A 25,504-nucleotide genomic window follows, 5' to 3' on the forward strand; every position below is an offset into this window, starting at 1 on the left:
ATTATCTGAGAGATATTTAGCCTATTAGCAACGCATTCACTAATTTAGCAGCAAACAACTAATAATCATGCAAGCCCTCATTGACCATTTTAAGCAGATTCTCCCACTTGACGATGATGAACTGGCATTATTAGATGGTAGGGTGAACGCCCGGAAAATCAAAAGAAAACAGATGATTCTGCAAGAGGGGTTTGTATGTAAACACTATACTTTTGTGGTGGAGGGTTGCTTTAAAATGTATGGAGTTGATGATAAAGGCTATGAACACAATATCCAGTTTGCCGCCGAGGGTGACTGGATTGCCGATATAGGCAGTTTTCACTCAAAAAAGCCCAGCAAACTATTTATTGAAGCCATTGAACCTGCCGAAATCCTGCAGATTGAAATAAAGGATTTATACTTTCTCTATAACAACATCGCCAAACTCAATCGCATCTTTAAGGTGATTATCGAAAACAAATTCGTAGAACTCCAGAACAGGGTTTTGCAGAATTTCAGCTCCACTGCCGAGCAACGCTACCTCAGTTTCCTCGAACAATACCCTAACCTCGCCAATCGCTTGCCTAATACACAAATTGCTTCTTATCTTGGCATTACGCCTGAGTTTCTGAGCAAGATTCGTAAGGACTTGATGAAGAAGTAAGCATTACCCTTAATCTACCTTAAGCCTATTTCTTAAGATACCTTAAGAGCGCGAACGACCTGCCCGCAGTAATTTTGCATTATCAAATTAACAGAAAAAAACGAAGATCATGCAAGCAATAAACAATCAAAAAATAGCCGTTATCGGCCTTGGCAATATTGGTCAGGTAGTAGCAACGAATCTCGCCAAAAACAATCGCACGGTAATAGTAGCCGATAGAAATATTGAAAAAGCCAATAGAATGGCCGTCCATTTAGGCAGCATAGCAACCCCACTTAGTATCGAAGAAGCTATCAAAGCGGCCGACATCATCGTCTTATCAGTCTGGTTTTCGGCTATCAAAGAGGTTTTCGAGCAATACGATTCCCTGCTACAAGGCAAAATCATCATCGATCCATCAAACCCTATTGCACCTAACGACAAAGGTGGTTTTGATAAAATCATCGGAGAAACTGAATCTGCCGGACAAATTAATGCTACCCTCTTACCAAAAGGCGCAAAACTGGCAAAAGCCCTGGGCACATTAGGGGCAACTAACTTAGCCAATGCTGCCAACCAACAACCTGAAAACGTATTGTTTTATGCCACAGACGATACTACCATCAACGAAGCTGTAGAAAGCCTGATACAAGCCAATGGTTTTGCTCCTGTGAGAGTAGGTGGGATAGACCAGTCTATTCGTATAGAGGTATTCGGAGATTTACATGAGTATGGGGCATTGGGTAAAACAGTGACACTGGCAGAAGTTAAAATCTAATATCCAAAACCGTGTCACGGTCGGGCGGCGTACGCTATACTCGCAAGAAAAAGGCCGTGGCACGGTTAAAGGCGCTCTTTGATTCAGGCACCCAACAAGCAAGCCGTGCGACAATAAAGGATAAACCCTAAAGTAATTCAAACTAAAATCTTAATATACATTAAGAGCAACAATTATTTATTTCCTGTACATTTACCCAATCATTAAACATAAACCTTATTACAATGAAAATCTCAAAATTACTCACTACCCTTTGCTTTGTATTGGGAGTATCTTTCATGGCTCAGGCACAGGGCTCTGTTGATGCCATAGTAAAAGAATGGGAACGCGCCAAAGTGTATACGCAGGAGTACCTGGATGCTATGCCTGAATCAGGTTATGCCTTGAAACCAACGCCAGAAATGCGCTCATTTGCTGACCAGATGTTCCACTTATCAGACGGGAACTACGGTTTTATCTCGTCTGTAACAGGCGAAAAAAGTCCTTATGGCATGGGAGGATTAGAAAAAAGTACCGACAAGTCGAAAGCTACCGTAACGAAGCTGGTGCTGGAAAGTTATGATTTTGTTATCAACAATATCAAAAAAATGACTCCGGCGCAGTTGGAAGAAAATGCTAAGGTTTTTGGCAGATTCGAAATGACTAAAGGTATGGCTATTGCCAAATGCTTTGAGCACCAGACTCACCACCGCGGCCAAACCACCGTTTATATCCGTATGGCAGGCGTAAAACCACCACAGGAGAAATTGTTTTAATAATAATAAAATGAACTTGTTGGGTAAAGCTTGTAATAGATCTTCACCCAACAAGTCGCTTAATTCAACCGATATTCATGAGGTGTAATGCCCACTTTCTGCTCATAGAGCTGATGTAACTCACCATCAGGCTCAACCGTAATTACCTGCCCCGGCGCAAAAAATACAATCGTTCCCTCGGCATAGTCATAATAATTATTGCCATATCGCAAATCCCCGCAGATACTTTCTTTGATAATAACGGCATAAAACTCCATCATAAACTTTTCTCGCTTTATCATACCCGCTTTGCCCAGCTCTACCAGGCTGATAAGCGGATGTAAAGTCGGGTTATTGAAAGACTTGTTGTATTTTCTAACGGTATCATATACAACCATTTTCTTGCTTTTTATTTGATTTTCAATCAAAATTATCCGTAATTTTCTGTATCTGTATCGCTACCTGTGAAATTGGTAAGTAATTCCGTAAAATGTATAAGATTTCATGGATGGCTATCCGGTAATTTTGTAACTGCCATTAACCTATTATTTAACTTAACTAAACATGAAGCTCTTTAAAGTATTGGCAACCGCTTCTATCGTATCGATTCAAGCGGTTTACTCGCAGCAAGCCGATAGTACACAAAACACTATTAACTTCTCGGGTTCTGTAGGCATTACTAACAACGGCTTTTCAATTATTCCTACTTTTTCGTTGAATAGCCCTGCCGTTATCATTCTTCCCTCGTGGCGCAAAAAGCGTTTGAGTTTCGACCCTGACATTCGCCTGGTGCTCGATGGCCGCAAAGGCGGTATGGTATTCTGGCTGAGGTATCGGCTCATTGAGCAAAAGAAATTTAGTCTGCGTCTCGGCGTCCATCCGGCTTTTTCTTTTATCCGGAAAACCATTGATGATAATGGCAAACCGCTTGAAATTACCGAAATGTTGAGATTTGCCGCAGGAGAGGTAGTTCCGGCCTATGAGATTACGCCCAACTGGCGTGTGGAAGCGACTTATTTTCATGGGAGCGCTCTACAAAAATATGGCCCGCGATATGCCGATGTTTTGTTTTTCAATACCAGTATATCCAATATCAGATTAAGCAAACACCTCAGGTTCCAACTGACTCCGATGGTGTATTTTTTAGATACAGACGGGTATCAAGGCAATTATATCTTGATTACAGGGGTCTTATCACATAAAAATTTGCCGTTCAGCATACAATCCTCTATCAATCAGACCTTCAGTTCTGATATTCCCGGTAACAAAGATTTTATGTGGATGGTGCTGTTAAATTATCATTTCAACAAGAACTTTAAACGGGTAAAATAGTAATACCTGTAAGTTTAACGGTAGATTTTATTTTTCATTAATCAAAACCCTCATTTTTTAGTTATCAGTTTAACTCAAACCATTTTCAAAATTAAACCAAAGAATAGCTATGATCAGTGCTAAAGGGTACGCAGCGCAAACACATGAATCAGATTTAGCTCCCTGGGAGTTTCAACGTCGGGAGGTGGGCCCTCACGACGTGCAGTTTGATATTCTATATTGTGGCGTTTGTCACTCAGATTTACACCAGATAAAAAACGACTGGTTTCCGGGTATTTTTCCGATGGTACCGGGGCACGAGATTGTTGGCCGTGTGATAGCGGTAGGGAATCATGTTAAGAAGTTTAAAGTAGGCGACCTGGCCGGAACCGGCTGTATGGTCGATTCGTGCCGCACCTGTGAGTCGTGCCAGCAGGGTTTAGAACAATACTGCTTAAATGGCAATAGCCAGACTTATAACGGTCGGGAACAGGACAAAAAAACGCCTACCTATGGTGGCTATTCAAACACCATTGTCGTGAACGAAGATTTCGTCTTGCATATTCCGGAGAATCTGGATTTAGCAGGTACTGCTCCGCTGCTTTGTGCGGGCATCACTACTTATTCGCCTTTGCGCCACTGGAAAGTAGGCACAGGCCATAAACTGGCAGTGTTAGGCTTAGGCGGCTTAGGACACATGGGCGTAAAATTCGGCGTAGCTTTAGGGGCAGAAGTAACCGTACTAAGTACCTCACCTGAAAAAGAAGCCGATGCCCGAAAACTGGGCGCACATCATTTCGTGGTCACTAAAGACCGCGAGCAACTCAATAGTGTAAGAGGAAAATTCGACTTTATTCTGGATACCGTATCGGCCGACCATGATTATCAGGTATATCTGTCTTTATTGAAAGTGAGTGGTGTACACATCTGTGTGGGCGCTCCGCCATCACCCGCTCAAATGAGTGCATTCAGCCTGATCATTGGCCGTAAAAGTATTGCCGGGTCAAATATCGGTGGCATTGCCGAAACACAGGAAATGCTCGACTTCTGCGCCGAAAACAACATTGTCTCAGATATCGAGCTCATCAACATCAAAGACATTCACCAGGCTTACGAAAGAATGCTCAAAGGCGATGTCCGCTATCGTTTTGTAATTGATATGGCAACGCTTTAAGAGAATTGAGTGACTGAGCTCAAATGCATTTTATAAGTAAACTCAGCAAAAACGGAATGGTTTTTGTTTAATTTATGATGTTAGAATTTTATTAAAAGTTAAACAAAAATCACGAAAAATTTGTTAGGTTTATGTGTCAGCCTATGGGCATGTAGTCTGGTACGCAAAAGTTATATTAACAGAAAATCGTAGGATACTTTCTTACGATTTTTTTTTATTATTCCTGAATCCGACTTTCGGTTTTTTTCGTAACTATTGGTAATGTATTATCATATTTTTATAACTTTTGCTAAATAATTTTATAAGAAAGCCCGTTTCTGGCGGGCTTTTTGCATAGAAAATAGCAGACAAAAGCTATTTCTTCTCTATTAACAATAGGTTAACAAAGTCGGCAACTAAAATTAATAAACTTTTCAGCTACATCTGCATCTAATTACTGCACGTTGTTTTATTAAACCCATTATTTATGAAACGTAACCCATTAAAAATAAGCCTGATCGAGGATGATGACGACGATATATTTCTGTTTTCAATGGCGTTAGAAAATAGCTCAATTCCTAATCAGCTGACAGTGGTTAAAGACGGAATTGAGATAGAAAAAAATATAAAATTACTGGAAACTACAGCACCCGATATTATTTTTCTTGATTTGCTCTGGAGATATATTGACGGAGTTGAATACCTGAATAAGATAAGAAATAGCCAATTATTGAAAGACACACCTTGCGTTATTTTTTCTGGGGCTAAAGAAGATCTATATATTGAGAAAGCCTTTAGTGCCGGCGCCAATCTATACCTGGTTAAACCCCGTGATTTTGCTGTGTTGACTCAGACCTTAGACAAAGCTTTATCGCTGGACTGGAAAGAATATTTTCCACCAAAATATGAATCATTTATTTTATCAGAAATATAATTCAGACACAATAAATAAAAAAAAAGCTCGTTAAAATACGAGCTTTTTTTGTTTGTAATCAGTCCTGCAATTGCCTGTTTTTCATTGATTGTTCAGCTTTGAAAAAAAAGCTGAAAAAGGATTAATTTAGGTTGACACGTAAGAAAATAGCTTTTAATTTTAGGGTAATAAAGCCATAAACTAATTGATTATTGAATAGATGAACTACACTTTACTTACGAAGGGCGCACCGATAAAATTTTTGCTGGCAGAAGACGACCATGACGATCAGATGATTTTCATGGAATCTATTCATGATATTTTAGTACCGATTGAAGTGAGTATTGTAGCCGATGGAGAAAAAGTACTGGAATTTTTCAAAGTGGCTGATAATCCTACCCCAGACGTCATTTTTCTAGACGTGAATATGCCTTTGATGACAGGCATAGAATGCCTGAAACGTATCAGGAAAAATGAGAAGTTTGCACAGATTCCTTGTGTGATACTAAGTACATCAAACAGTAAAAAAGATATTGAAGAGTGTTATAAACACGGAGCTAATCTGTATTTATTGAAACCCCAGGATTATAAGACACTCACAAAAATGATTAACATGGTTTTGGGCTTAAACTGGAAAGAATATTCCGCGCCCGAACAGAAATCGTTTTTTATTACTGAAAAGGAGATTTAAGTTTCATTGAATATAAACTTGCCTCGCTCGTGCGGCGTACGTTCTGCTTAGATTAGAAAGGTCGGACGTCGCACGGGTGGCATGGCTATGCACTCATAGGGCTAAAAGATTTCAGCCGGTTGAATTCTTCAGTTTATTTCCATTTTTAATCGCTATTCCAATCCCCACCTAAAATTTATCCCGGTTCTGATTAAATTGTATTAATTAAGTTTATTTTTGTACATAAACCCTAATACAATTGAGTTCTATGAAAAAAATGCTCCGTAAAATCTTATTCTTTGTGCTCTTTCTGGTGATTGGTATCGTGGTTATCGGATTGGTGCTGGCGTTTATACCTGTAGAATCAAAAACACATCATGCAGGCATTACGGAAGAGGAGGCCACTAAACTAAGAGAAGATTTCAAAGCCCCGAGTGAAACATTCACCACCTCAGACGGAGAAACGCTCTTCCTGAGAAGATGGAACCCTGATACATTGGTGCCTGCCAAAAAGGATATAGCTGTGTTACTTTTTCATGGCATTACTGCCCACAGTGGTGCTTATGAAATGGCCGGAAAACCTATCTCAGCCGGAGGATACACCGTCTTTGGGCTAGATTACCGCGGACATGGCTTATCGGGTGGCAATCGGGGAGATAATCCGGGCAAAGACCGATGGTATGCCGATCTGGCCGAGTCCGTTAAGTATGTCAGAAGTCTTGGCTTCTCGAAAGTGGTAGTGATGGGGCATAGTCTTGGCGTAGCATCAGCCATTTGTGCAGCCAATGCCGTACCTAATGAAATAGCAGGATTAATATTACTATCAGGTGCCTACGAGGGCCGCAAAGGTGTCGGGCAGCAAGAGCCATCATTTTTTCAGAAAGCCAGAATTTTATCCAGTTCGGTTTTTCGTCCATCCCATCAGGCCATTGAATATTATCGTGAGGGCATGACCGTAACCAAAGACCCTCTGTTCAATTTCAGATATACGCTCCGCTTTGTGTCAATGCTGGATGTAAAGGCACTCAAATTACCCAAAGACCTGAATATTCCGGTACTGGTAGGCATGGGCGACAAAGACGAATTATTCACCCTCGAAAAAGCCCGCGAGCTCTATGACCTTGTGCCGGGCAATAAAAAGGAATTTCTGGTAATGAAAAACACTACTCACGCCAAAATCCCGGTTGAAAGCTGGCAGGAATGTGTTCATTGGCTGAATAGAACTTACATAAAATAACAAAGGCCAACGTACCACAGCCGGGCCGCGTAGGATATACTCGTCCACAAAAGGGCCGGACACCGCTTGGGTAGCACGATCAATGTGGATTAGCAAATATATCTCAATACATAATACTACTGCGACCTATTGCAACAAAGTAGGGGTTCAAAATTTTGAACCCAGGCAGATGTTTCCTACAAAACATCCCCTACAACCAACCCCTAATCAACCCTAACAAATGAAAAAAATCATGTACATACTCCTCTTCCTAATTCTTGCTGTCCTGACCATCGGATTGATACTTGCCTTCCTTCCTGACGAATCAAGAACACATCACATCGGTGTCACCCCCGAAGAAGCCGCTAAATTAAGACAGACCTATACAGAACCACACGAACTCTTAACAACCTTCGATGGCGAAACGCTGTTTATCCGGAGATGGAATCCTGATACTATCCCACCTGCCAAAAAAGACATGGCCGTACTGATTTTTCACGGCATTACAGCTTATAGTGAGGCATACGATATGGCCGGCAAAACCTTAGCCGAGGGTGGCTATACTACTTTTGGACTTGACTACCGCGGGCACGGACTATCCAGCGGCAACCGGGCCGATAGTCCCGGCAAAGATAGATTTACGGCTGATCTGGTAGAGACCATAAAATATATCAAAGGACTTGGTTTCCCAAAAGTGGTGGTGATAGGGCATAGTCTTGGCGTAGTATCATCCATAACCTTAGCCAATGCTGCCCCGAAAGAACTGGCAGGCTTGATACTGCTCTCTGCCGCCTATGAAAGACGCAAAGAGGCCGAAGTAGTACCCCCATCAGCTTTTCAGAAAGCCAAGATTATAGCCAGTTCTTTGCTACGCCCATCGTATCAGGCGGTGGAGTATTACCGCGAGGGTATGGTGGTTGCTAAAGACCCACTGTATAATTATCGATATACGCTTCGGTTCACAACGATGATACCCGTAAAAGACCTCAGAATCAAGCAGGATATGCAAATCCCGATCATGGTAGGTATTGGTGATAAAGACGAATTGTTTACAGTAGAAAAAGCCAGATACCTTTATGATTTGATACCGGGTAATCAGAAAGAGTTTATCATACTGAAAGATATGTATCATGCCAAAATCCCGGTAGAAAGCTGGCAGGAATGCGTAGCATGGTTAAACAAGACATACCTAAAATAAAATATAAAAAGATATATAGGGGTTCAAAATTTTGAGCCCCTTTTTCAGTATCGAGACAATAAGGGCAATCATAAGAACTCACCATAACAATTCCTATCTCTAAATAGTTAATATGCTAAACCCGTACTGGTTTCAGGAATAATACCGTTACCTTTGACCGACAATAAATAGAAATAGATGATAACGAGACCCATTTTGCTGATAGAAGACGATATTGACGATAAAGTTTTTCTTGAAGAAGTATTTGAAGAATTAGAAATTAAAAACCCGCTGGTTTGGTTCGATAACTGCAACGATGCCAAAAACTTTATTTTATCGACCGAACACCAGCTTTTTATTATCCTGTGCGATATTAATCTGCCTCGCCAAAGTGGCATTGAGTTAAAAAGAGAAATAGACGCCAGCGATCGCCTGCGTGAAAAGAGCATCCCTTTTATATTTTATACCACTACTGCCAATATGGATCATGTACGTGAGGCCTATACCAGACTGACAGTACAGGGGTTCTTCCAGAAAAATCATGATTTTGAAGCCACCAAACGAGATATTAAACTCATTATGGATTATTGGTCGGCCTGTGTGCACCCCAATTCAAAGGCTGAGTATGCATAAATAGAAGTATAAAATGCATTAGTAAAAATTGCGAGATTTTGCGAGAATCTCGCAATTTTTATGATTCTACTACCTTTCTTATAATTTTTGTATCTTGCCAGGCATAATTTTGAAAACCTCTATTACAGGACTGACTATGACCAAACTTGTTGTTTTTGCACTTTCAGCAACCCTTTCGGCATTCACATTTTTACATCAGAACAACTCACGTGAAGTAAAGCAAGTAGAAGAAAAACCAAAAATAGCCTTCACCTTTGACGACGGACAAATCAACGACGCCGGAGGGTATAAACTGAGAGTCTGGAATGAAATGTTGCTCGGTCACCTGAAAAAACATCAGTTGAAAGCCATACTGTTTTCGTCGGGGGCTAATAAAATTAACCCGGTAGGCAAGTACGTGTTGTCGTCATGGAATAATGCGGGGCATCTGATTGCCAATCATACCTTTACTCATCCCAACTTTAACAGCAAAAACACAAGTCTGGAAGCGTTTGAAGCCGAGTTGATGAAGAATGATTCTATTATCAGAAACTACTCCAATTATTATAAGTATTTCAGATTTCCTTATCTGAAAGAGGGTAATACGAAAGAGAAAGTAGAAGAATTCAGGGCATTTATGAAGCAAAAAGGCTATAAAAACGGACACGTGACCATTGATGCCTCTGACTGGTACATTGCTGGCCGGTTGATAACCCGATTAAAACAAAACCCCAAAGCCGATATCAGCGGTTTCAGAGAATATTATAAAAATCACTTATTCAACCGGGCTACTTTCTACGACTCTCTGGCTCATCAGCTATCCGGCAGACGAATCAATCATGTGATATTGCTACACCATAATCTGGCAGCCGCTTTATTCCTGGACGACCTCATTCAACATTTCAAAGCCAATGGTTGGGAAGTACTCAACGCCGATAAAGCCTATCAGGATAAGATTTACGAAGAAGTACTCACCAACATTCCGGCAGGTGAGAGCCTGATATGGGCATTAGCTAAACAATCAGGCAAATTTGAAAAGGTACTGCGATACCCGGCCGAAGACGGCGAATATGAGAAGCCCATGATGGATAAGTTGGGGCTTTAACCACCAACCCCGTGCCACGGCTATACTCGTCTGAAAACGGCCGTGACACGGGTAAACTCAGAGCCATTATCTATTGAGAATTTATACCAATTATTCGTCTACCGGCGGTAGTTACTGAACCTTTATTTCTCTTTCTTCAAAGCCTCTTTGGTCTCTTCATATACCTCGTCATATTCTTTCTTCTCATCGCTTTCGATATTTGAGCCTATTGCTCCCCCAATAATAAGTCCTAATGGCCCTGCTACAATTGTACCCACTACAGCCCCGATTACCGCATTTTGTGTGGTATTGGCATCTGGTGGATTAGGTGTACCATTCACGGCATCTTCTACTGCCTTTCTGGTATTCTTCTGCTCAGTCTCATTATGTTTCTCGACTTGTTCTTTGATGAACTTCTCTTTGTCTGTCTTTTTCATAGTTAGAATAGTTTTGTGTGATAGAGATTAAAATTCCGTGCCATGTAAGATGGACGTATCCTATTACACTCTTTGCCTTAAAATCAGTATTTTACCGTAGAATAATATCCCACTGGTTTTTTCTGTTATTTACTTCTACTTTTGATTGCTTCTTCTGTTGGGAGCGAAAAACTAATCCTCATAGAGCTATGACTAGATACATTCTTTTGTTTTGCCTGCTTGGCTATTTTTTTGCAAACGCACAATCTACTACCATTACACCCGGTAGCGCCGGTTCGGTGAGTGTACCGAAACTTTCTTACGACCAGATAATGGCTATCCCCAACCCCCAGGCCGGGATGATGGCCTTCGATAGTACTTTTAAATGTTTAAAGTATTATAATGGCAACAAATGGCTGTGTACTTCGCAGAATGGTAGTGATAATACCGCCGTCGGCTTTGCCTGGAAGAAAGCTGTTTATAATAATGGTTACGAAAGGGCCAATGCCATAGCGGTTGATAAAAACAATAATGTTTATATATCAGGTAGTGCCGGAAATGAGGCTATGTATGGATATATAGCCAAATTCTCACCCAATGGTACTTTAATCTGGGAGTATACCGATTATTATTACCATGCAAATCGGGTAAGTGCCATTGCCGTTGATGATAACTTTCAGGTTTATGTCTTGCTCAATGCAAGTTTCAGATCTAATAATTTAGGTATTTTAAAACTGGATGCCAAAGGGGCTCTGCTCTGGAGAAAAAATGGGTTTGGTGATATAGGCTCCTACCGTTATGCCGAGAATATCTTCTTTGATACTAATCAGCAGATATATGTAACAGGCAGGTTTACCACGAATTTAACGATAGACTCTTTTACAATCAATAGCAATATAGGTTATGAGGGCTTTGTCGTAAAATTATCAAATGATGGGACTGTTCAATGGCTTAAGTCTACTAATAGTGGTCTTGTTTCCAAGGTAGCTTCTAATGGAGAGAGTTATTTTGCCGGACATTTTACCGGCAGTATTACCATTGCAGGCAATACGCTTAATTCAACAGGCAATGAAGATATTGTTATTGGCAAGCTGAATAAAGATGGCTCTTTGGCATGGGTTAAAAGAGCAGGCGGCATAGGAACCGACAAAGCCAATACCATTGCTGTCGACAATGCCGGAGACGTATATATAGCAGGGAGTTTCTCGGGCAATGCCTATTTTGATACCACGCCCGTAAATGCTGTTGATGCAGAAGATTTCTACTTGGTAAAGTATCGCTCTGATGGTCTGTTTCTCTGGCTCAGAAATGGGGGAGGAGCAGGTACGGATAGTGGCATAAAAATAGAACTTTCATCTGCCGGACAACCTATAGTATTGGGTTCTGCCAGTAGCAATAGTCTTACGTTTTATCCAGGTTTTGTGTTGAGTCCTCCGGTGAGTCCGGGTAATTTCCTGATCAGGTATGATGCCTTTAACGGAAACATCACCTGGGCCCGGGTGGTTGAGAACGCTTCAGATTTTAAAGTCAATCCGCAGGACGAAATCTATACCTGGCAGAATATAGCTGTAGGTATGGCAGACCCCGGCAACTCTAAAGGCTATCAGAACATCCTTACCAAATATCTCTACGATGGCACCTTTGCTTATAGACTGATTAACGGCGGAGCTTTGCAAAATATGGCTTTTGGCACAAACAAACACTTTTTCTTTATAGGCAATTACTCAGATACCATTCAGGTTGGTGCAAGTACGCTGACATCAACCGATAATCAGGGAGATATGTATATCAGCCATTGGATGGAATGAGCAGTAATTTGATGATATTTGGATAAACCCGGAAAACCCGTTTATGCCAATAAAATAGGCGATGGAGTAGCTGATTGAAATGTGTGAGGAATTATCCCTCATCCTTCAATAAAATTTTCATCAGATTTCCGCCTCACCCGCTATCCCACTTATTGGACTCTACCGATTTTTCGCGTACTTGACTGCCAGTAAACTTTAAGCTTATGAATATACTTCTGAGATTGAAAACCTGGCACTTATTTGTATTATTGATGAGTCCACGGCTCCTGTCACTTTTCTTCCTCAATAATATCAATTATACTAATTTACTGGCAGGCCTGAATGGGGTTCTCTACTTTGGCTTTTTTATACTCTCGTATGAGTTTCTGCGACAATTCGACAAAGAGCGAAAACCCATTCAGCGCATTTTCTTCTTTCTCATAAATAGCATTTTTGCCTGCATATTTGTAGCTATGGCCTTAAACGGCTATTCCCTCGATTTCCTTGAAACTGTGCTCCTATTACCCATATTTATCACGTTTATGGGGCATGTTTTGTATGTGTTAGCCAAAAAGCAGAATAAGGCTGAGAAGTTATATAACCTCAGTTCTCAGGCAGTATTTCTTTATATGCTATTATACCTTTTACTACCCCTTGGCATCTGGATTATTGTGCCGCAGTTCAAAAAATTAAAGACAACACAGCTGTCAAACTCCTATTTCCCTAAAACATAAACAGGCTTGTAAACTCCATCTGCCAACCCCACCACCTCAGCAAAAAGCGATTGCAGCAAGGCCAGATGATTAGGCAGATTGGCTCTATCTATACACAATACCTGCTCGGTCTTCTCTCTCAGATTGGCCGGGATTTTCGAAGTTTCTTCCAGAATATCAATGACACGTTTATCGCTCATCGGATAAATCTCATTAATAGCAAAGAGTGTCATCGTCAGGTTCTTCATGGCTCTTGCCAGACTTCCTGCCAGATTATACACATCGTTCTTTTCAACATAACCCACTATATGCATAATCGTAAACTCAGTCGACCACAGTGATTGCTGAATGATAGCCTGTTTTAATTTAGGCGGATATACCCGTATATGCTCTTTCAGATGATTGATAATTCCCTCAGGGTCATATAAAGCAATACAAATTTCAGTTTCAGCCAGATAATAAACAGAGGCAAAGCCATAGGGTGGTTGTTGCTCATAGTGATTCTCCCAGATACCCTTCTGTGCCTTTTCGATAGTGCCATGTATCTGGTCGATGTTTTTATAGAGGAAGTCCACCTTGCCACTGGCTGTATTAATCCACGCCCCACCATTCACCCACGGCCCCCACTCATAAAAGCCCGTTACTACCGGACTGCCATCTATTGCATATTTATGCGCTATTTCCTTCACCGAATCAATCGAAAACGGAGTGGCATCGGTATAATAGATGCCTACGTCTAAATCTGATTGTTCGGTGGCTCTGCCTGTGGCATACGAGCCACCCAATACAATGGCTTTTACGTTTGGCAATGCCTGTAAGTCGTTTACGATGGCGTCTAAGGTCAGCTGTTTTTCGTGAGGGAGTGTCATTTCTTTCATGTATGTAAATCCGGGCGCAAAGGTAACGGTTTTGTCAGATTGGTGGTTTTATCACAGGGGCTTTGTTGCTTTAATTCTTTTAAACGGCAAAAGATAGGTGTGTACTAACAAGCTTTGTGTATTAAAGTTTTGAACAGATTACATATATAAAATAAACCTAAACGCAAAGCAACAACCAGATTGCCAAACCTCCCGTTTTCTGCCTATATTGCGCCGTTTTATTACTAACCTATGCACGAGAGGCGTTTTTATCTGATTATTATTCTGGGCTTACTTTCGGCCATCGGGGCTTTTTCTATCGATACCTATATTGCAGGCTTCCCTGCTATTGCCGCCGATTTCCATGTACCCATTGATACCGTTTCTTATTCTATCTCCAGTTTCTTTCTGGGCATTTGTATCGGACAAATGATTTGCGGCCCACTGCTCGACCGCTTCGGCCGACGCATCCCGCTGCTCATAGGCTTGTTTCTTTATACCATTGCCTCGGTAGGCTGCGCTATCTCAAACTCTATCGAAATGCTCATTGTGGTGCGGTTCTTTCAGGCATTGGGTGGATGCGTAGGCATTGTAGCCCCCAGAGCCATTGTGAGGGACATTTTCCCGTTGACCGAAATCGCCAAAATATTCTCTCTGCTGGTACTGGTTTTAGGCGTTTCGCCTATTATTGCGCCCACCATTGGTAGTTATCTCATTATTGCCTTTGGCTGGCATTCAGTGTTCTGGCTACAAGTTATTATCGGACTATCCCTGCTCATTACTGTTTATTTTTTCCTGCCCGAAAGTCGCCCCGGCGATGCTTCTATGTCTTTGCACCCCAAGGTAGTGAGTGCCAATTTTTTCAGAATATTCACCAATGCTCAATTTATTACCTATGCCCTTTGTGGGGCGGTGGTATCATCGGGCGTCTATGCCTATCTGGCAGGTTCGTCGGCTGTTTTCATGAAAATCTACGGTGTAAACGAGCAAGAATATGGCTATATCTTTGGCATGACAGCAGCCGGACTCATCGGAAGCAGTCAGCTGAATACCCTGGCACTCCGCAAACAAAGTAGTATCAGCATCATTCAGCGGGTCTTACCCATTCAGGCCATCTTCGGTATCATTTTAGTCGGCTTGAGCCTGCTCAATTTGCATACATTCTATACTATGCTATCAATCGTATTGGTTTTTGTTAGTTGTCAGGGTTTCATTCATCCCAATACCTCGGCACTCTCATTAACCCCATTCAGCAAAGATGCCGGAAGTGCCTCGGCGCTCATGGGCGCCATCCAGATGAGTTTTGGCGCTTTAGCCACCGCCTTAGTAGGCTGGTTTGGCGATGGTACCACTCTGCCACTAACCACCATCATGGCCTGTTGCCCGTTGGTTGGTTTGCTTATTTTTGGGATGGGGAGGTTGGTTGGGAGGGAAGAGTAAAGGATTATGTATGTCGGGTAATAGGTACTATGGCCAGTGCCGAACATAAGAAAAAGGATAGCTTTACCAGAAAGCTATCCTTTTTCTTATGTTAATAAAAGTTTTTCCGTATGTCTATAGATTATACCAGAAAGACTATCTCTTAAGTCTTGGAATGGGAGTTGGCATTTCTAAAGCCTTTCTTTGAGTATCCAGCTTGTAGGCAGATAATACTTTTATCTTATCTACTGATGCCGTTTTTTTCTGGTTTTTACCCTGTTTATCTTTACTCATGTTCTTATTTGATTAAAAGTTGTTGTTAATACTTATTATATACCGGGAGCACAATCACTTCCTTGATAGGATGGGTGTGTTCAGGCTTTTGCTTGTTTTTGGTTAATCGCATCAAAAACCATGATTAATTCTTCTTTATTTTTTCCAAGAATCAATTGAAGTCTTTCAAGCATTTCATCTTTATGGCCTTCTCTGAAAAATAAATCATCTTCTGTGAGTACCGAAAACTTCTTTAAAAGTTTCGATTTCTGAACCTTCCATTCTTCTTTTAATTGTTCTCTATTCATTTTTTTATGATTATGGCAAATAAATTTTTGCCCCATAAAGTTGACTTGTTTTATATTGGTATATGTTATACAATTGTCTTTAATAATTACATAATTCACACATAAAAAAGACATCGAAACCCGCATTGACTTTATCTACAAAAAAGCCACCTAAAAGTAAGATGGCTTTTGGAATCAACAAATATGGATAACCTATACAATGATAATATTTGCTTGAAAGATATGGACACGGGTACATACAAATAGCATTCTACTTGCTGTATTTAATACTTTTAATTTACTTATTGGGTTACTTTAATCAATTACAAAGTTCCTTTTTTTGAACCCTGTAGTATTATATAATTCTGAACAATAGTTGCATGATTCACACATTGTCTGGTTGTACCTAGTGTATAAAGATGAAGAAACAGATAAAAAAAGTACCATCTAAATTTTAGATGGTATTTGGACAAATTTAACCAACATTCTTGAAAAAAGCACTTCAGACTTTGGCTGAAATAGCTTAATATTTTATCTTTTGTTAAAACAGGTACCTGATTGTCAGGAAAGGTATTTTATACAAAAGGCCGTTAATAAAATAGAACAGGTTTGTTATGCATAGCATCGTTTAATTCAATAAAGCGATACGTAATTTTAACAGAACCTGTCTATTTATCAGGGCAGGTTTGTTTATATCTTCTTTTTGTTTGAGTCATACTTGCTTGCGCCTCCTGCATTTATCTGCATAATAAAGCCGCTTGCTATCTTCCCGACGGCAACCCCTGCTATTATACTTAATATGATTTTTATTGAGTTCATCATTAATTCCATGGTTTTCTATATTTCTGATTTTTAAATAATGCTAAATTCGCTGTGTAGTCAATACAATCTGAGAACTTGGATATTGTACACTGGCGTTGTACTCGGTAGTAATAAATACTTTGATGGGTTTAAATGGCGAGACAGTTTCTAAAGACGGTTTTACTTTTTTTGAAAAAAAGCCAGTTGAACCATTAATCTCCCCTATGTTTTTGATAATGGTTTGTTCGGTAATTATCCACACTACGTAGACTTGCTTGGCAGGTATCAGCTTTTTGGCTTCTGCCAGGTCTGCCACCTTTACCGCTATTATATAATTCTTGTTGTGGTCTGGTTTTATATCTACATAACCTGTTGCCAACGGAACCACCGTTGATAGTAAGAAATCAGCCCTTTGAGCATAAGTAACCGAAGAAAAGACTAAGGCAAGAAAAACAACTAGGGAGATACTCCCGGCTTTGTTTTTTAGTTCTGTAGATCCCATGAAATGTTAGTTCAGTTTATAACTGAATTGATAAGATACAAAGGTGAGGCTCTTTTGGCTGCAAAGTATTACACAACTCTATAAAAGTATTACATAATTCACACATTCTCGAGTGGTGTTCGCTTCTTGTGTTTAAGCGATTTAAAAAAGGAGGGGGTTAGTCCGGTTATCTTCTTAAACTGATTAGAAAGGTGCGCTACACTACTATAATTAAGCTTATATGATATTTCAGTCAGGTTTAATTCGTCATAAATCATGAGCTCTTTTACCCGTTCGATTTTATGAATAATAATAAAATGCTCAATAGTAGTGCCTGTAGTTTCCGAAAACAGATTGGCCAGATAGGTATAATCGTATTGCAGTTTTTCACTGAGATAATCAGAGTTTTTTACTTTCGGTAGTTCATCTTCATAATGAACCATTTCTATAATCACATTCTTTATTCTTTCTATCAATATAGCTTTTTTGTCGTCCATCAGTTCTAGCCCCGATTTTAACAAATTAGCCTTTAATTGTTTAAGCTGAGCCGCTGTAATACTATCTTTTACTTCAACCTCGCCTAACTCTATAACCCCGTAGATGAGCCCAAGTTTTTCGAGTTCAGCCTTTAACAGCATTTTGCACCGGATGCTCACCATGTATTTAATATAGAGTCTCATCTAATGAAGGTACGGAGAATTGGATAAGAAAACTAATATAAATGTAATAGATATTCCAGAGAATGGAAGGTCACACCATAAACTCAATACCCAGAATCAGGCATTAACTTTTATTATACCTATACAATAAATTAAAGAACTAGATTCTTAAAATGCTTCCTTAAGCACCTAACCGTGCCACACGCCAACCGCGAACAGGACGCGGCCGTCGCTACGGTTCGCGCCACAAGTTCAATAAGCCCCCAAATCAAACCTCGGCTTCAGCTCAAACAGCTCCCGCATCATAAACATATCCAGCAGGTCGGGCGATTGGTTGTTGAGCATGATTTTCATCTGCTCTTTCGGAATGATTCGTTTCTTGCCGTCGCTGTCGACTTTGTCTTTTTTAATGGCTTTTCTTTCGTGCAGGAAACGTTGGCGCACCGTCATTTTATCGTCATACATCTGCATCGATACCTGTTCTGAAATCCGGTATTCTCCTTTCGAGACCGCATAGCCGGAGCGATAATAGAGCTGTGTTTTCAGGTTGAAATAATCTTCCTTGATAGTTTTGCCACTAATGGGGTCTTTGATAGGTAGCACCGCTCCGCCGCCATGAAAAGGCACCGCACCGATAATAAACCCATCAATAAAACCACCTACACCGTCGGAGTCGTATACGATGTTTTTGTTGGGTACTTTGTATTGCTGCGCCATCGTGACAATCGTATTAATCACCTCGTTACCCTTAGATTTATCTATGATGTCAATGTCTTCCAGCGATTTGCCCTCCCAATAGCCCACCACAAATTTATTGGAGCCCTCCAGCGCAATGTCAGCCGTGATATATCTGTCAGCCGTTCGGGTCTGATAGACATTGTTGAACACACCCATGAAATCAGGGTATTTGTAAATATCGAGGTCAGACGGCACGAATTTCCAGTTGCCCTTAAAGAGTTGCAATTGCGTTTGTTCATCCTGCGCCAGCAGATTGCCGAGGTAGGAGGGGTCATGTTCTAATAGCCTCTTATTATCATAAATAGACCCCGACACAAAACTAATCGACTTAATAAAATGCTCTTTCTTCAAATCTGATTCCCTGATAATATCAGCTAGAAAGAAAGCCGATTGCTCATAGACCTCATCCACACTATCGCCCCAGATATAATGAGACCCCTTTTTGGTAAAATACCGGACAGCCCCATTGCGCTCAGCAATCGGGAAGCCATCTTCTCCTATCCACCACTCAATCAGCTTATACACCCAACTTTCAGGGTCAGGGTTACAGGTGGCCCGCACATACGGACGCACCCCACAAACCGACCGATTGCGTGACAGCAGGTAGAAAAACATATGCTCGGTAAAGTGTGTCAACTCATCGAAACCGATGAAAGCCATCTGCGAGCCTTGCCAGTCGAGTACATTTTTTTCGTGTTCCAGGTGCGCAAACCTGATTTTATTTACCCGGTTATCCTCCAGTTCAAACAACCATTCCAGGCTCGACTCCCTTGGACGGACATTAGGCAACCCCGAATAAAGAATCATCGATGTATCCCATAAACCACCTTCGTTTTTCACTTGCGTGGTCGTCCGCCGAAACACCACACCCCCAAAGCCCGGCACCTTTGAGATATGTTTCAATGGGTCAAGCAACAGACAATAGGTTTTACCCACACCCGCTGCCGCGCCCCCAATCAGAATATCCGCCTTCGACGCCAGCGCCTTCATCTGATAGCCCTTTTGCGGACGTATACAATTAATCGTTTCGCCCATCATTCGGTAATTCAAATATCTTGACGTACGACATTTTTTTGCCGTCTGTCGTATGGTCAATCTCATGTTTTTCGCGCCACAGTTTCGGCTGACGGTTCTTCAACCAGAATATCTGCGCTTTCACATCTGGTATTACTTCTTTAGTGGTTACCCTGATCTCTTTGAAGTCAATGTTGTCATCTGTAAAAAAGGCGCTGTCCACTTCCGCCGCCTTTTCTAATGGCACCTTGTCGGCTGGTACATTGGCAGCCTCCGAAATCACTTGCAGATAACTATATCCGATAGCTCTTTTATACAGGCTTGTGGCCACGTTCATATCGGCATACAATTTTCCGGCATTGATAGAGTCCCGAAGCCCCGGATACTTCTTTTTCCATTTTCTGAAAGTAGATTGCGCTACCTCAAAAAGTTTAGCCAACTCCTCATCAGTAGCCCCCATCAGGCAGTACTTGTAGGCCACATGATCAAATTCAGGTTTGTAAGGTGTTAAACCTCTACCCCCAATATGCGCCTTTCTTTTCTCTTCTTCCATAGCAGTAAAATTATGTGGATTCTAATCTGGTAAATTTCGGGCTTTGGGTTGGGGTTTCAAAGGGTTGAGGGAGGTTTTGCTGATAATCATACTGTTGGGGGAGAGGATGATTTTTTTCGACAATTCTGGTAGAGAATGGTGATAAACCCACGGATAATCAACCATTGCTCCCGTTCCCCAGTTGTACTCAATCAGAATAAAGTCTTTTTCAGAACCATAGATTTTTACCTTTCTGAACGTAGTAATTTTATTAACTTTTTCCTGATAGGGCATTTGGTAAACTTTAACACCAAAAGTTTGTTTGAGTTCAGCAATAAACTTAGCAGTGTCTTTGATTACCGGAAAATCAGCCACTGGTTTAAATATTCTCCCTGTTTTTTGTTCAGTTTCAGGCACGTTCAATGCTTCTTTGGAAGTCTTTTTATCAGCACAACCTAAAGCCCCCAGAGTCATAATTATCCCTGTAAGTAGTCTCTTCATAAAACGATTGCTAGTTCTTAAATATACACATTATTTCATAAACCTTTGTCTGGTTCTGCAAGAGATTGACGCAAACCTATTGCAGAACCAGACGATATATTTAAGACTATAACAAAACCAGACAGGCTCAATTTTAGTACCTTAATTAGGTGAGATTAACGTTGCTTTTAGTTTGTTAGGAAGAAGAAAATAATCATGCTGAACAAACAGTCCATTAGGAATAACTATTTTCACAGTAAGCGTATTTAATTCATAAGAAAAATAATTCTGAATAGTATAATACGTACCTCCAAAATTTGTCGTCACATTGGCTTCGGGGAATTTTCTATAATGAATTGTATTACTTACCACAGGCACATAAGCTACATCAACCGTTCCACTACTCATTACCTCCTCATTCAATTCAACGAGGGTGAAAATTACGGTGTACACCCGTGAGAAAGAGTCATCAGCTCTGGTCCATGTCACATTATTGAAATGAAAAGTCTGAATCTTTGTTCCATTCATCCCGCCTCCAAGATTCTTCCAGGCATTTCCGGTGTATGTCCAGAGTGTATTGGTTTCGGTATTAAAAATCGTTGCGCCTTTTTCAGGGGAAGCAATCGCCATCATATTCGCCATTGAATACTGAGGAAATTTTACTCCCTGATTAGGTGAAAGTGAAACACTTTGCGCAAGCACAAAATTTGAGATAGTCAGGCAAAAAAATAGTAAAGCTTTCATGTGTAAAAAGAGGTTTTTTTATATGATAAGCTAAAATTAACAGAAAAACCAAAGCGTATTTTTTGAGATATTTATTCGGAGGGTTTGTGTTGAAATGTGGCGAGAATGGATTGAATATTGGTAGTTTAAATGGCGGTATAATAGCTTGAATTAGTAGTTTGGATTTGAACCTATGTAGATATACGTAAAATATAGCATGTCCAGGAGATTCTGACTATATACCCCTTATGCTATCAGAGAATTTCAGAGGTTGATTAGCATTGATAAGGCAGGGCACGTCACAGTCGCCTTTCGTGGCTCTTTTGCTTACGCGCACAGAGAGACTCTGACGGGACAGTAATCACACCCCAACACCTATATTTATTTCCTCAATGCTTCCAGTTTATTTTTTAAATCAGCCGATAATTGGGTTTCATCAGTCAGCACCATCGTTGCTTTTTCACAGAATGAGAGTGCCTGATTTCCCATATACTGTTCGTATCCCGATGTTTTAAGTGTAGCAAATGGTAGCCATTCATCTTTTTTTTCTTTCGAAGCAAATTCCCCACACAGCACAAAAGAATTCACACCGGGTGTTAATTCTACATAGCCCACTTTTACTTTGCGGAAATCAACAGGAGTCACTTGCTTAAAATTCTTGAAATCGCCTGCCGCCGAAGTAATTAAAAACTGCACAGTAGAGTCAGGTATTGATTCGGTAGTTTGAGAAGCAGTAGCAACCACTGTTGAATCAGTTTCGGTTTCTTTTGTATTGCCCGGGTTGGAGCTACAGCTTACCAGCGCCGATAGGAATAAGATACAGGTAAGGGTCTTTAATGCGGTTGATAAATAATCCTTTTTCATAGGGATGATTTTAAGGTATAGATATGTTTTTTAACAGAATTTACGCGAACAGACAATACTCATTTCTCATCGCCAGGATAAAAATTCTTATAGGTTCGGATAATCCCCATAAAGATAGCGAATTGGGCAAAATTATAAACAGTTTTTATCAGTATTGACCCATTGGGAAATCTGATAATAAAAGAAAAATATATTTCACTAATAGTCACAATAGCCAACGACATGGCACCCGCAAGAAACCATTGGTAGCTACTTTTATTGGTTTTTCGCAAAAGAGCCGTGATATATAATAATGCCAGAAATACCATATAAATCATGGAGGCAAAAAAGTAATCAGAAGGGATTTTATAAAAAACGATGAGAACAGGCGAAACAAGTAACAGCATTTGAGCTATTACGCTCAGCAATTCTCTGCCGGATATTCCTAAAACAGCTTCTTTACGAACAGTAGCAATATAAAACGAATAACTAAGCATATATAGCACTATGGCCAATACCTTAACAGTGGTATTTCTGATTTCGAGACATATATCTGCCGCTGCCGCCAGAAAAAGCCCGATGCTATAGGTATAGTCTTTGAGTCTGTATTCACCCCTCCGGCGCAGATAATAAAAAACCAGCAGGCATAATACCGGTAAGGCAGTCAGGAAACTTAGTTTATCTCTGTAAATCCTGTAACCTATAATTTCAATCAAACAACAGAGTATATAAATCAGTACTAATCTAAAGGGCATTACAAAAGTCAGTCAATAAGGTAATTATCAGACAAAAATAGGGCCATTTTGCCAATTGTAAAAATATATTGATGTTTTGGTGGAGGCTTCCGTAAGTGAAGGTATATACGAAACAAGGCCAGAATATCTCAGAATGAGAAGCTTTTTTTAGTCGGATAACAGTATTTTGAAATTTAATGACACCTGCTATATTTGTGGAGAACAATTATTAAAGGATAGGCTCCTGATACTACCGGATTTATGAATAACAGGAATATATCTTAACGGGATGTTTAATAGCAAAATCAGATATGTACGTTCTTTGTGTGAGTAAACGCTCGAAATTGATGAAAGCTAAATGCAGGATTTATGTGCTTATCATTACTTTGATTGGCTGCTTCGGGCTGGCTCATTCGCAACCTGCCGGAAAGATAGCTAAAGCTATTGCTTTTAGGACATTGAAGTTTAAACCTTCTGTTGGAGACAGCATAGATTACGAGTACGGTTTTCTGAAGGTTCCTGAGAACCGGAAGGTCACCGGAACTCATGAAATCGAGCTCGCTGTATTGAGGTTGAAAGCCAAAAAACCAACTACGCGTTCTCCAATCCTGTTTTTGTCAGGCGGACCCGGCCAATCTGGAATCAGTTATATTCAGGAAGAATATTTCCAGACGCTTATTTTTAACCTTCAGGAAGATCATGACATTATTCTGCTGGATCAGCGCGGTTCAGGCAGATCCAAGCCCGGCTTGGAATTTCCGTTACCGGACGCCGATAACAGAAATATTTTTCTGGATGAAAAAAGGGCTATAAAACTTCACAATGAAGCTGCTGCCGTTGGACTCACTGACTTCAAAAAAAGAGGAATCGACATCACGGGTTACAATACCATTCAAAATGCCGAAGACCTGAATGACCTGCGGATTGCACTAAAGGCCGAGAAATTAAACTTACTTGCTTACAGTTACGGCACTCATCTTGCCCTCGCGCTGGCACGGGAACATGCTTCCTCCATCGACCAGATGATTTTTATAGGAACATCAGGACCAAACGACATACACCACCTGCCATTTAATTATGACAAACAGTTAATTCGCATTTCCGCTTTGGCGGCGCAGGATTCTGTAATCAATAGACAGGTACCTGATATGCTGGCACTTTTGAAAAGTCAGCTAAAAAAACTTGCGGCAAAGCCTGTTGTGATAGCTGTAAAAGACCAGAGATTTAAGAAGGTCGTACAGGTGCCTATCAGTAAATTTGGCCTTCAGCTGATTCTGAGGCTAGATGTCGGCGACAGTAATGACTTTATTTACTTTCCGGCCATGTTGTATGGGATGCAGCAGGGCGACTACCGGATACTCCAGCGGTATGTCGAAAGACGTTACAATCAGTTTAACGGGGGGTACGGTTCAGGCATATCTGCTATGCGTCAGGCATCCGGAGCGACACCCGAGAGGTATGCCCAAATCAGGAGTCAGGGAAAAACTGCGATACTGGGAAACAGCATGAACACCCCGGACATTTATGGTGGATGGCAAAACATTGATCTTGGAGAAACGTTCCGTTCAAATTTCAAATGCGACCTACCGACATTATTTGTAAGCGGTACACTTGACAGCAATACGCCGGTTTCCAATGTTGAAGCATTGCTTCCGTGGTTTTCGCAGGCCAGACAACTAAATGTAGAAAATGCAGGCCATGAAGACATGCTACCCAACGCCGAGGTTCAAAAGGAGATTATCCGGTTTTTCAGAAAAACAGAGCCTATCAGAACATCTATCTCCCTTCCCAGACCCCGTTTCGTTTCGTTCTTTTAACGCCAGAAAGTTTCCAGCGCCTGTTTATCTATCTGAATATAGACAGGACTTATAAATACCCTTTGAGATTCATCCAAGCAGCCAGAATTTTACAGATTCAAGGCATAACGAAGCCCCTCTTATTGCCTTATCACAAGAACATTAAAAGCAGTACCAACAATATCTGCAATATCCTCGTTATAGATTGTCCACGCATTACCGACCCAATATATCCCTACCGGATGATTGTTATAAGCGATAGAGCCTCCGCCAGCCGGATTGTAGTTGTGCGTAACCAATACTACGTCCGTTTGCTTGGGATTCGGGTAAGATAGAGTGGTAATATGATTAGTCGTATTAGCGGTAGTAGCCCTATGAACAAAAGCTGTTAAGGTTTGCAAAGTTGGAAACGTCTGCCAGGTACCATTACCATTCGCGTCACTGGTTAGTATTTTTCCGGCTCCTGCATTCGTCGGAATCTGTAAACCTTTTAGCTTGGCAATATCTCCTTTAATGTTTCCTATCACTTCAAATTTTTCAGCAGGCGGGGTTTGTGCGGCGGTTGCAAGAGCAATAATAGACAGTAATTGAAGTAGAAGAACTTTTTTCATAGGATGTGTGTGCATGATATATTGATTTGTTCAGGAATATTCCTTTCATTTAAAATTGTGTTGTTTTTTA

Annotated in this window: 30 protein-coding genes; 15 read left to right on the plus strand and 15 right to left on the minus strand. The window is 40.7% G+C overall.

Going from position 1 to position 25,504, the window contains the following annotated elements:
- Positions 1-67 precede the first annotated feature (67 nt).
- The 3 genes from D0T08_RS10125 to D0T08_RS10135 all read left to right on the plus strand — a co-directional run bounded on the left by D0T08_RS10125 (position 68) and on the right by D0T08_RS10135 (position 2,155).
- Positions 68-643 carry a Crp/Fnr family transcriptional regulator gene (locus tag D0T08_RS10125; RefSeq protein ID WP_116982502.1) on the plus strand — a complete coding sequence of 192 codons (576 nt, stop codon included), beginning with the start codon at positions 68-70 and terminating at the stop codon, positions 641-643.
- A 109-nt stretch (positions 644-752) separates the two neighbouring features.
- A complete protein-coding gene (locus D0T08_RS10130; protein WP_116982503.1) occupies positions 753-1,400 on the plus strand; it encodes an NADPH-dependent F420 reductase in 648 nt (215 codons plus the stop codon).
- A gap of 224 nt (positions 1,401-1,624) precedes the next feature.
- Positions 1,625-2,155, plus strand: a complete 531-nt coding sequence (locus D0T08_RS10135) for a DinB family protein (RefSeq protein WP_116982504.1) — start codon at positions 1,625-1,627, stop codon at positions 2,153-2,155.
- Positions 2,156-2,214: 59 nt separating this feature from the next.
- On the opposite strand, the gene D0T08_RS10140 is transcribed toward D0T08_RS10135, so the two are convergent.
- Entirely contained in the window at positions 2,215-2,532 is a 318-nt protein-coding gene (locus D0T08_RS10140; protein WP_116982505.1) for a hypothetical protein, read from the minus strand.
- A 166-nt stretch (positions 2,533-2,698) separates the two neighbouring features.
- On the opposite strand from D0T08_RS10140, the gene D0T08_RS10145 reads away from it, so the two are divergent.
- The 8 genes from D0T08_RS10145 (at position 2,699) to D0T08_RS10180 (ending at position 10,291) form a co-directional block, all read left to right on the plus strand.
- The gene (locus tag D0T08_RS10145; RefSeq protein WP_116982506.1) at positions 2,699-3,466 is read left to right on the plus strand and encodes a hypothetical protein; all 768 of its coding nucleotides are present in this window, start codon (positions 2,699-2,701) and stop codon (positions 3,464-3,466) included.
- 109 nt (positions 3,467-3,575) lie between these two features.
- Complete coding sequence (locus D0T08_RS10150) at positions 3,576-4,619, plus strand: NAD(P)-dependent alcohol dehydrogenase (RefSeq protein ID WP_116982507.1); 1,044 nt, start codon at positions 3,576-3,578, stop codon at positions 4,617-4,619.
- 466 nt (positions 4,620-5,085) lie between these two features.
- A complete protein-coding gene (locus tag D0T08_RS10155; RefSeq protein ID WP_116982508.1) occupies positions 5,086-5,532 on the plus strand; it encodes a response regulator in 447 nt (148 codons plus the stop codon).
- Between the two features lie 199 nt (positions 5,533-5,731).
- Positions 5,732-6,202 (plus strand): response regulator, encoded by a 471-nt coding sequence (locus tag D0T08_RS10160; protein WP_116982509.1) that lies wholly within the window; start codon positions 5,732-5,734, stop codon positions 6,200-6,202.
- A 247-nt stretch (positions 6,203-6,449) separates the two neighbouring features.
- The gene (locus D0T08_RS10165) at positions 6,450-7,418 is read left to right on the plus strand and encodes an alpha/beta hydrolase (protein ID WP_116982510.1); all 969 of its coding nucleotides are present in this window, start codon (positions 6,450-6,452) and stop codon (positions 7,416-7,418) included.
- Positions 7,419-7,638: 220 nt separating this feature from the next.
- Positions 7,639-8,595, plus strand: a complete 957-nt coding sequence (locus tag D0T08_RS10170; RefSeq protein ID WP_116982511.1) for an alpha/beta hydrolase — start codon at positions 7,639-7,641, stop codon at positions 8,593-8,595.
- 177 nt (positions 8,596-8,772) lie between these two features.
- Positions 8,773-9,207: a response regulator gene (locus D0T08_RS10175; protein WP_116982512.1), complete on the plus strand. Its 435-nt coding sequence runs from the start codon at positions 8,773-8,775 to the stop codon at positions 9,205-9,207.
- A 136-nt stretch (positions 9,208-9,343) separates the two neighbouring features.
- Positions 9,344-10,291 (plus strand): polysaccharide deacetylase family protein, encoded by a 948-nt coding sequence (locus D0T08_RS10180; protein ID WP_116982513.1) that lies wholly within the window; start codon positions 9,344-9,346, stop codon positions 10,289-10,291.
- Between the two features lie 122 nt (positions 10,292-10,413).
- On the opposite strand, the gene D0T08_RS10185 is transcribed toward D0T08_RS10180, so the two are convergent.
- Entirely contained in the window at positions 10,414-10,707 is a 294-nt protein-coding gene (locus D0T08_RS10185) for a DUF456 domain-containing protein (protein ID WP_116982514.1), read from the minus strand.
- 188 nt (positions 10,708-10,895) lie between these two features.
- Here D0T08_RS10185 and D0T08_RS10190 point away from each other — a divergent pair, with 188 nt between their 5' ends.
- Entirely contained in the window at positions 10,896-12,494 is a 1,599-nt protein-coding gene (locus D0T08_RS10190) for an SBBP repeat-containing protein (protein WP_116982515.1), read from the plus strand.
- A gap of 203 nt (positions 12,495-12,697) precedes the next feature.
- A complete protein-coding gene (locus D0T08_RS10195) occupies positions 12,698-13,207 on the plus strand; it encodes a hypothetical protein (RefSeq protein WP_116982516.1) in 510 nt (169 codons plus the stop codon).
- On the opposite strand, the gene D0T08_RS10200 is transcribed toward D0T08_RS10195, so the two are convergent.
- A complete protein-coding gene (locus D0T08_RS10200) occupies positions 13,189-14,064 on the minus strand; it encodes a nucleotidyltransferase domain-containing protein (protein WP_116982517.1) in 876 nt (291 codons plus the stop codon). The two genes, D0T08_RS10195 and D0T08_RS10200, sit on opposite strands and share 19 nt — an antisense overlap.
- Positions 14,065-14,295: 231 nt before the next feature.
- On the opposite strand from D0T08_RS10200, the gene D0T08_RS10205 reads away from it, so the two are divergent.
- The gene (locus D0T08_RS10205; RefSeq protein WP_116982518.1) at positions 14,296-15,483 is read left to right on the plus strand and encodes a multidrug effflux MFS transporter; all 1,188 of its coding nucleotides are present in this window, start codon (positions 14,296-14,298) and stop codon (positions 15,481-15,483) included.
- 135 nt (positions 15,484-15,618) lie between these two features.
- On the opposite strand, the gene D0T08_RS27585 is transcribed toward D0T08_RS10205, so the two are convergent.
- The 11 genes from D0T08_RS27585 to D0T08_RS10250 form a co-directional block, all read right to left on the minus strand.
- On the minus strand, positions 15,619-15,756 hold the full coding sequence (locus D0T08_RS27585) for a hypothetical protein (protein WP_158561238.1): 138 nt from the start codon (positions 15,754-15,756) through the stop codon (positions 15,619-15,621).
- Between the two features lie 80 nt (positions 15,757-15,836).
- Positions 15,837-16,079 (minus strand): hypothetical protein, encoded by a 243-nt coding sequence (locus D0T08_RS10210; protein WP_229238933.1) that lies wholly within the window; start codon positions 16,077-16,079, stop codon positions 15,837-15,839.
- A 633-nt stretch (positions 16,080-16,712) separates the two neighbouring features.
- Complete coding sequence (locus tag D0T08_RS28060; protein WP_255413514.1) at positions 16,713-16,844, minus strand: hypothetical protein; 132 nt, start codon at positions 16,842-16,844, stop codon at positions 16,713-16,715.
- Between the two features lie 40 nt (positions 16,845-16,884).
- On the minus strand, positions 16,885-17,325 hold the full coding sequence (locus D0T08_RS10215) for a hypothetical protein (protein WP_116982519.1): 441 nt from the start codon (positions 17,323-17,325) through the stop codon (positions 16,885-16,887).
- A 98-nt stretch (positions 17,326-17,423) separates the two neighbouring features.
- Positions 17,424-17,984 carry an AraC family transcriptional regulator gene (locus tag D0T08_RS10220; RefSeq protein ID WP_116982520.1) on the minus strand — a complete coding sequence of 187 codons (561 nt, stop codon included), beginning with the start codon at positions 17,982-17,984 and terminating at the stop codon, positions 17,424-17,426.
- Positions 17,985-18,215: 231 nt separating this feature from the next.
- Positions 18,216-19,802, minus strand: coding sequence for a terminase large subunit domain-containing protein (locus D0T08_RS10225; RefSeq protein WP_116982521.1), 1,587 nt, complete (start codon positions 19,800-19,802; stop codon positions 18,216-18,218).
- Positions 19,720-20,268 carry a hypothetical protein gene (locus tag D0T08_RS10230; protein ID WP_116982522.1) on the minus strand — a complete coding sequence of 183 codons (549 nt, stop codon included), beginning with the start codon at positions 20,266-20,268 and terminating at the stop codon, positions 19,720-19,722. Before D0T08_RS10230 ends, D0T08_RS10225 begins: the two co-directional genes overlap by 83 nt.
- A 21-nt stretch (positions 20,269-20,289) precedes the next feature.
- Positions 20,290-20,748: a hypothetical protein gene (locus D0T08_RS10235; protein ID WP_147322749.1), complete on the minus strand. Its 459-nt coding sequence runs from the start codon at positions 20,746-20,748 to the stop codon at positions 20,290-20,292.
- Between the two features lie 141 nt (positions 20,749-20,889).
- Positions 20,890-21,471, minus strand: coding sequence for a hypothetical protein (locus tag D0T08_RS10240; protein WP_116982524.1), 582 nt, complete (start codon positions 21,469-21,471; stop codon positions 20,890-20,892).
- Positions 21,472-21,831: 360 nt separating this feature from the next.
- Complete coding sequence (locus tag D0T08_RS10245; protein ID WP_116982525.1) at positions 21,832-22,314, minus strand: hypothetical protein; 483 nt, start codon at positions 22,312-22,314, stop codon at positions 21,832-21,834.
- A 59-nt stretch (positions 22,315-22,373) separates the two neighbouring features.
- Positions 22,374-23,009 carry a lysoplasmalogenase family protein gene (locus D0T08_RS10250; protein WP_158561239.1) on the minus strand — a complete coding sequence of 212 codons (636 nt, stop codon included), beginning with the start codon at positions 23,007-23,009 and terminating at the stop codon, positions 22,374-22,376.
- 365 nt (positions 23,010-23,374) lie between these two features.
- Here D0T08_RS10250 and D0T08_RS10255 point away from each other — a divergent pair, with 365 nt between their 5' ends.
- Positions 23,375-24,844: an alpha/beta fold hydrolase gene (locus D0T08_RS10255; protein ID WP_158561240.1), complete on the plus strand. Its 1,470-nt coding sequence runs from the start codon at positions 23,375-23,377 to the stop codon at positions 24,842-24,844.
- A 119-nt stretch (positions 24,845-24,963) separates the two neighbouring features.
- On the opposite strand, the gene D0T08_RS10260 is transcribed toward D0T08_RS10255, so the two are convergent.
- Positions 24,964-25,434: a hypothetical protein gene (locus D0T08_RS10260; RefSeq protein WP_147322750.1), complete on the minus strand. Its 471-nt coding sequence runs from the start codon at positions 25,432-25,434 to the stop codon at positions 24,964-24,966.
- Positions 25,435-25,504 lie beyond the last annotated feature (70 nt).

The sequence above is a fragment of the Emticicia sp. C21 genome, assembly GCF_003418935.1.
Lineage (GTDB): Bacteria > Bacteroidota > Bacteroidia > Cytophagales > Spirosomataceae > Emticicia.

What these genes read in the sequence shown, in the direction of transcription:
- D0T08_RS10230 (WP_116982522.1), bottom strand. Translation starts at nt 20,268, where the DNA reads ATGGAAGAAGAGAAAAGAAAGGCGCATATTGGGGGTAGAGGTTTAACA.
- D0T08_RS28060 (WP_255413514.1), bottom strand. Translation starts at nt 16,844, where the DNA reads ATGATGAACTCAATAAAAATCATATTAAGTATAATAGCAGGGGTTGCC.
- D0T08_RS10175 (WP_116982512.1), top strand. Translation starts at nt 8,773, where the DNA reads ATGATAACGAGACCCATTTTGCTGATAGAAGACGATATTGACGATAAA.
- D0T08_RS10145 (WP_116982506.1), top strand. Translation starts at nt 2,699, where the DNA reads ATGAAGCTCTTTAAAGTATTGGCAACCGCTTCTATCGTATCGATTCAA.
- D0T08_RS10235 (WP_147322749.1), bottom strand. Translation starts at nt 20,748, where the DNA reads ATGAAGAGACTACTTACAGGGATAATTATGACTCTGGGGGCTTTAGGT.
- D0T08_RS10205 (WP_116982518.1), top strand. Translation starts at nt 14,296, where the DNA reads ATGCACGAGAGGCGTTTTTATCTGATTATTATTCTGGGCTTACTTTCG.
- D0T08_RS10260 (WP_147322750.1), bottom strand. Translation starts at nt 25,434, where the DNA reads ATGAAAAAAGTTCTTCTACTTCAATTACTGTCTATTATTGCTCTTGCA.
- D0T08_RS10125 (WP_116982502.1), top strand. Translation starts at nt 68, where the DNA reads ATGCAAGCCCTCATTGACCATTTTAAGCAGATTCTCCCACTTGACGAT.
- D0T08_RS10200 (WP_116982517.1), bottom strand. Translation starts at nt 14,064, where the DNA reads ATGAAAGAAATGACACTCCCTCACGAAAAACAGCTGACCTTAGACGCC.
- D0T08_RS10210 (WP_229238933.1), bottom strand. Translation starts at nt 16,079, where the DNA reads ATGGGGCAAAAATTTATTTGCCATAATCATAAAAAAATGAATAGAGAA.
- D0T08_RS10215 (WP_116982519.1), bottom strand. Translation starts at nt 17,325, where the DNA reads ATGGGATCTACAGAACTAAAAAACAAAGCCGGGAGTATCTCCCTAGTT.
- D0T08_RS10245 (WP_116982525.1), bottom strand. Translation starts at nt 22,314, where the DNA reads ATGAAAAAGGATTATTTATCAACCGCATTAAAGACCCTTACCTGTATC.
- D0T08_RS27585 (WP_158561238.1), bottom strand. Translation starts at nt 15,756, where the DNA reads ATGAGTAAAGATAAACAGGGTAAAAACCAGAAAAAAACGGCATCAGTA.
- D0T08_RS10165 (WP_116982510.1), top strand. Translation starts at nt 6,450, where the DNA reads ATGAAAAAAATGCTCCGTAAAATCTTATTCTTTGTGCTCTTTCTGGTG.
- D0T08_RS10130 (WP_116982503.1), top strand. Translation starts at nt 753, where the DNA reads ATGCAAGCAATAAACAATCAAAAAATAGCCGTTATCGGCCTTGGCAAT.
- D0T08_RS10135 (WP_116982504.1), top strand. Translation starts at nt 1,625, where the DNA reads ATGAAAATCTCAAAATTACTCACTACCCTTTGCTTTGTATTGGGAGTA.
- D0T08_RS10190 (WP_116982515.1), top strand. Translation starts at nt 10,896, where the DNA reads ATGACTAGATACATTCTTTTGTTTTGCCTGCTTGGCTATTTTTTTGCA.
- D0T08_RS10150 (WP_116982507.1), top strand. Translation starts at nt 3,576, where the DNA reads ATGATCAGTGCTAAAGGGTACGCAGCGCAAACACATGAATCAGATTTA.
- D0T08_RS10195 (WP_116982516.1), top strand. Translation starts at nt 12,698, where the DNA reads ATGAATATACTTCTGAGATTGAAAACCTGGCACTTATTTGTATTATTG.
- D0T08_RS10185 (WP_116982514.1), bottom strand. Translation starts at nt 10,707, where the DNA reads ATGAAAAAGACAGACAAAGAGAAGTTCATCAAAGAACAAGTCGAGAAA.
- D0T08_RS10155 (WP_116982508.1), top strand. Translation starts at nt 5,086, where the DNA reads ATGAAACGTAACCCATTAAAAATAAGCCTGATCGAGGATGATGACGAC.
- D0T08_RS10255 (WP_158561240.1), top strand. Translation starts at nt 23,375, where the DNA reads ATGAAAGCTAAATGCAGGATTTATGTGCTTATCATTACTTTGATTGGC.
- D0T08_RS10140 (WP_116982505.1), bottom strand. Translation starts at nt 2,532, where the DNA reads ATGGTTGTATATGATACCGTTAGAAAATACAACAAGTCTTTCAATAAC.
- D0T08_RS10220 (WP_116982520.1), bottom strand. Translation starts at nt 17,984, where the DNA reads ATGAGACTCTATATTAAATACATGGTGAGCATCCGGTGCAAAATGCTG.
- D0T08_RS10170 (WP_116982511.1), top strand. Translation starts at nt 7,639, where the DNA reads ATGAAAAAAATCATGTACATACTCCTCTTCCTAATTCTTGCTGTCCTG.
- D0T08_RS10160 (WP_116982509.1), top strand. Translation starts at nt 5,732, where the DNA reads ATGAACTACACTTTACTTACGAAGGGCGCACCGATAAAATTTTTGCTG.
- D0T08_RS10180 (WP_116982513.1), top strand. Translation starts at nt 9,344, where the DNA reads ATGACCAAACTTGTTGTTTTTGCACTTTCAGCAACCCTTTCGGCATTC.
- D0T08_RS10240 (WP_116982524.1), bottom strand. Translation starts at nt 21,471, where the DNA reads ATGAAAGCTTTACTATTTTTTTGCCTGACTATCTCAAATTTTGTGCTT.
- D0T08_RS10225 (WP_116982521.1), bottom strand. Translation starts at nt 19,802, where the DNA reads ATGAGATTGACCATACGACAGACGGCAAAAAAATGTCGTACGTCAAGA.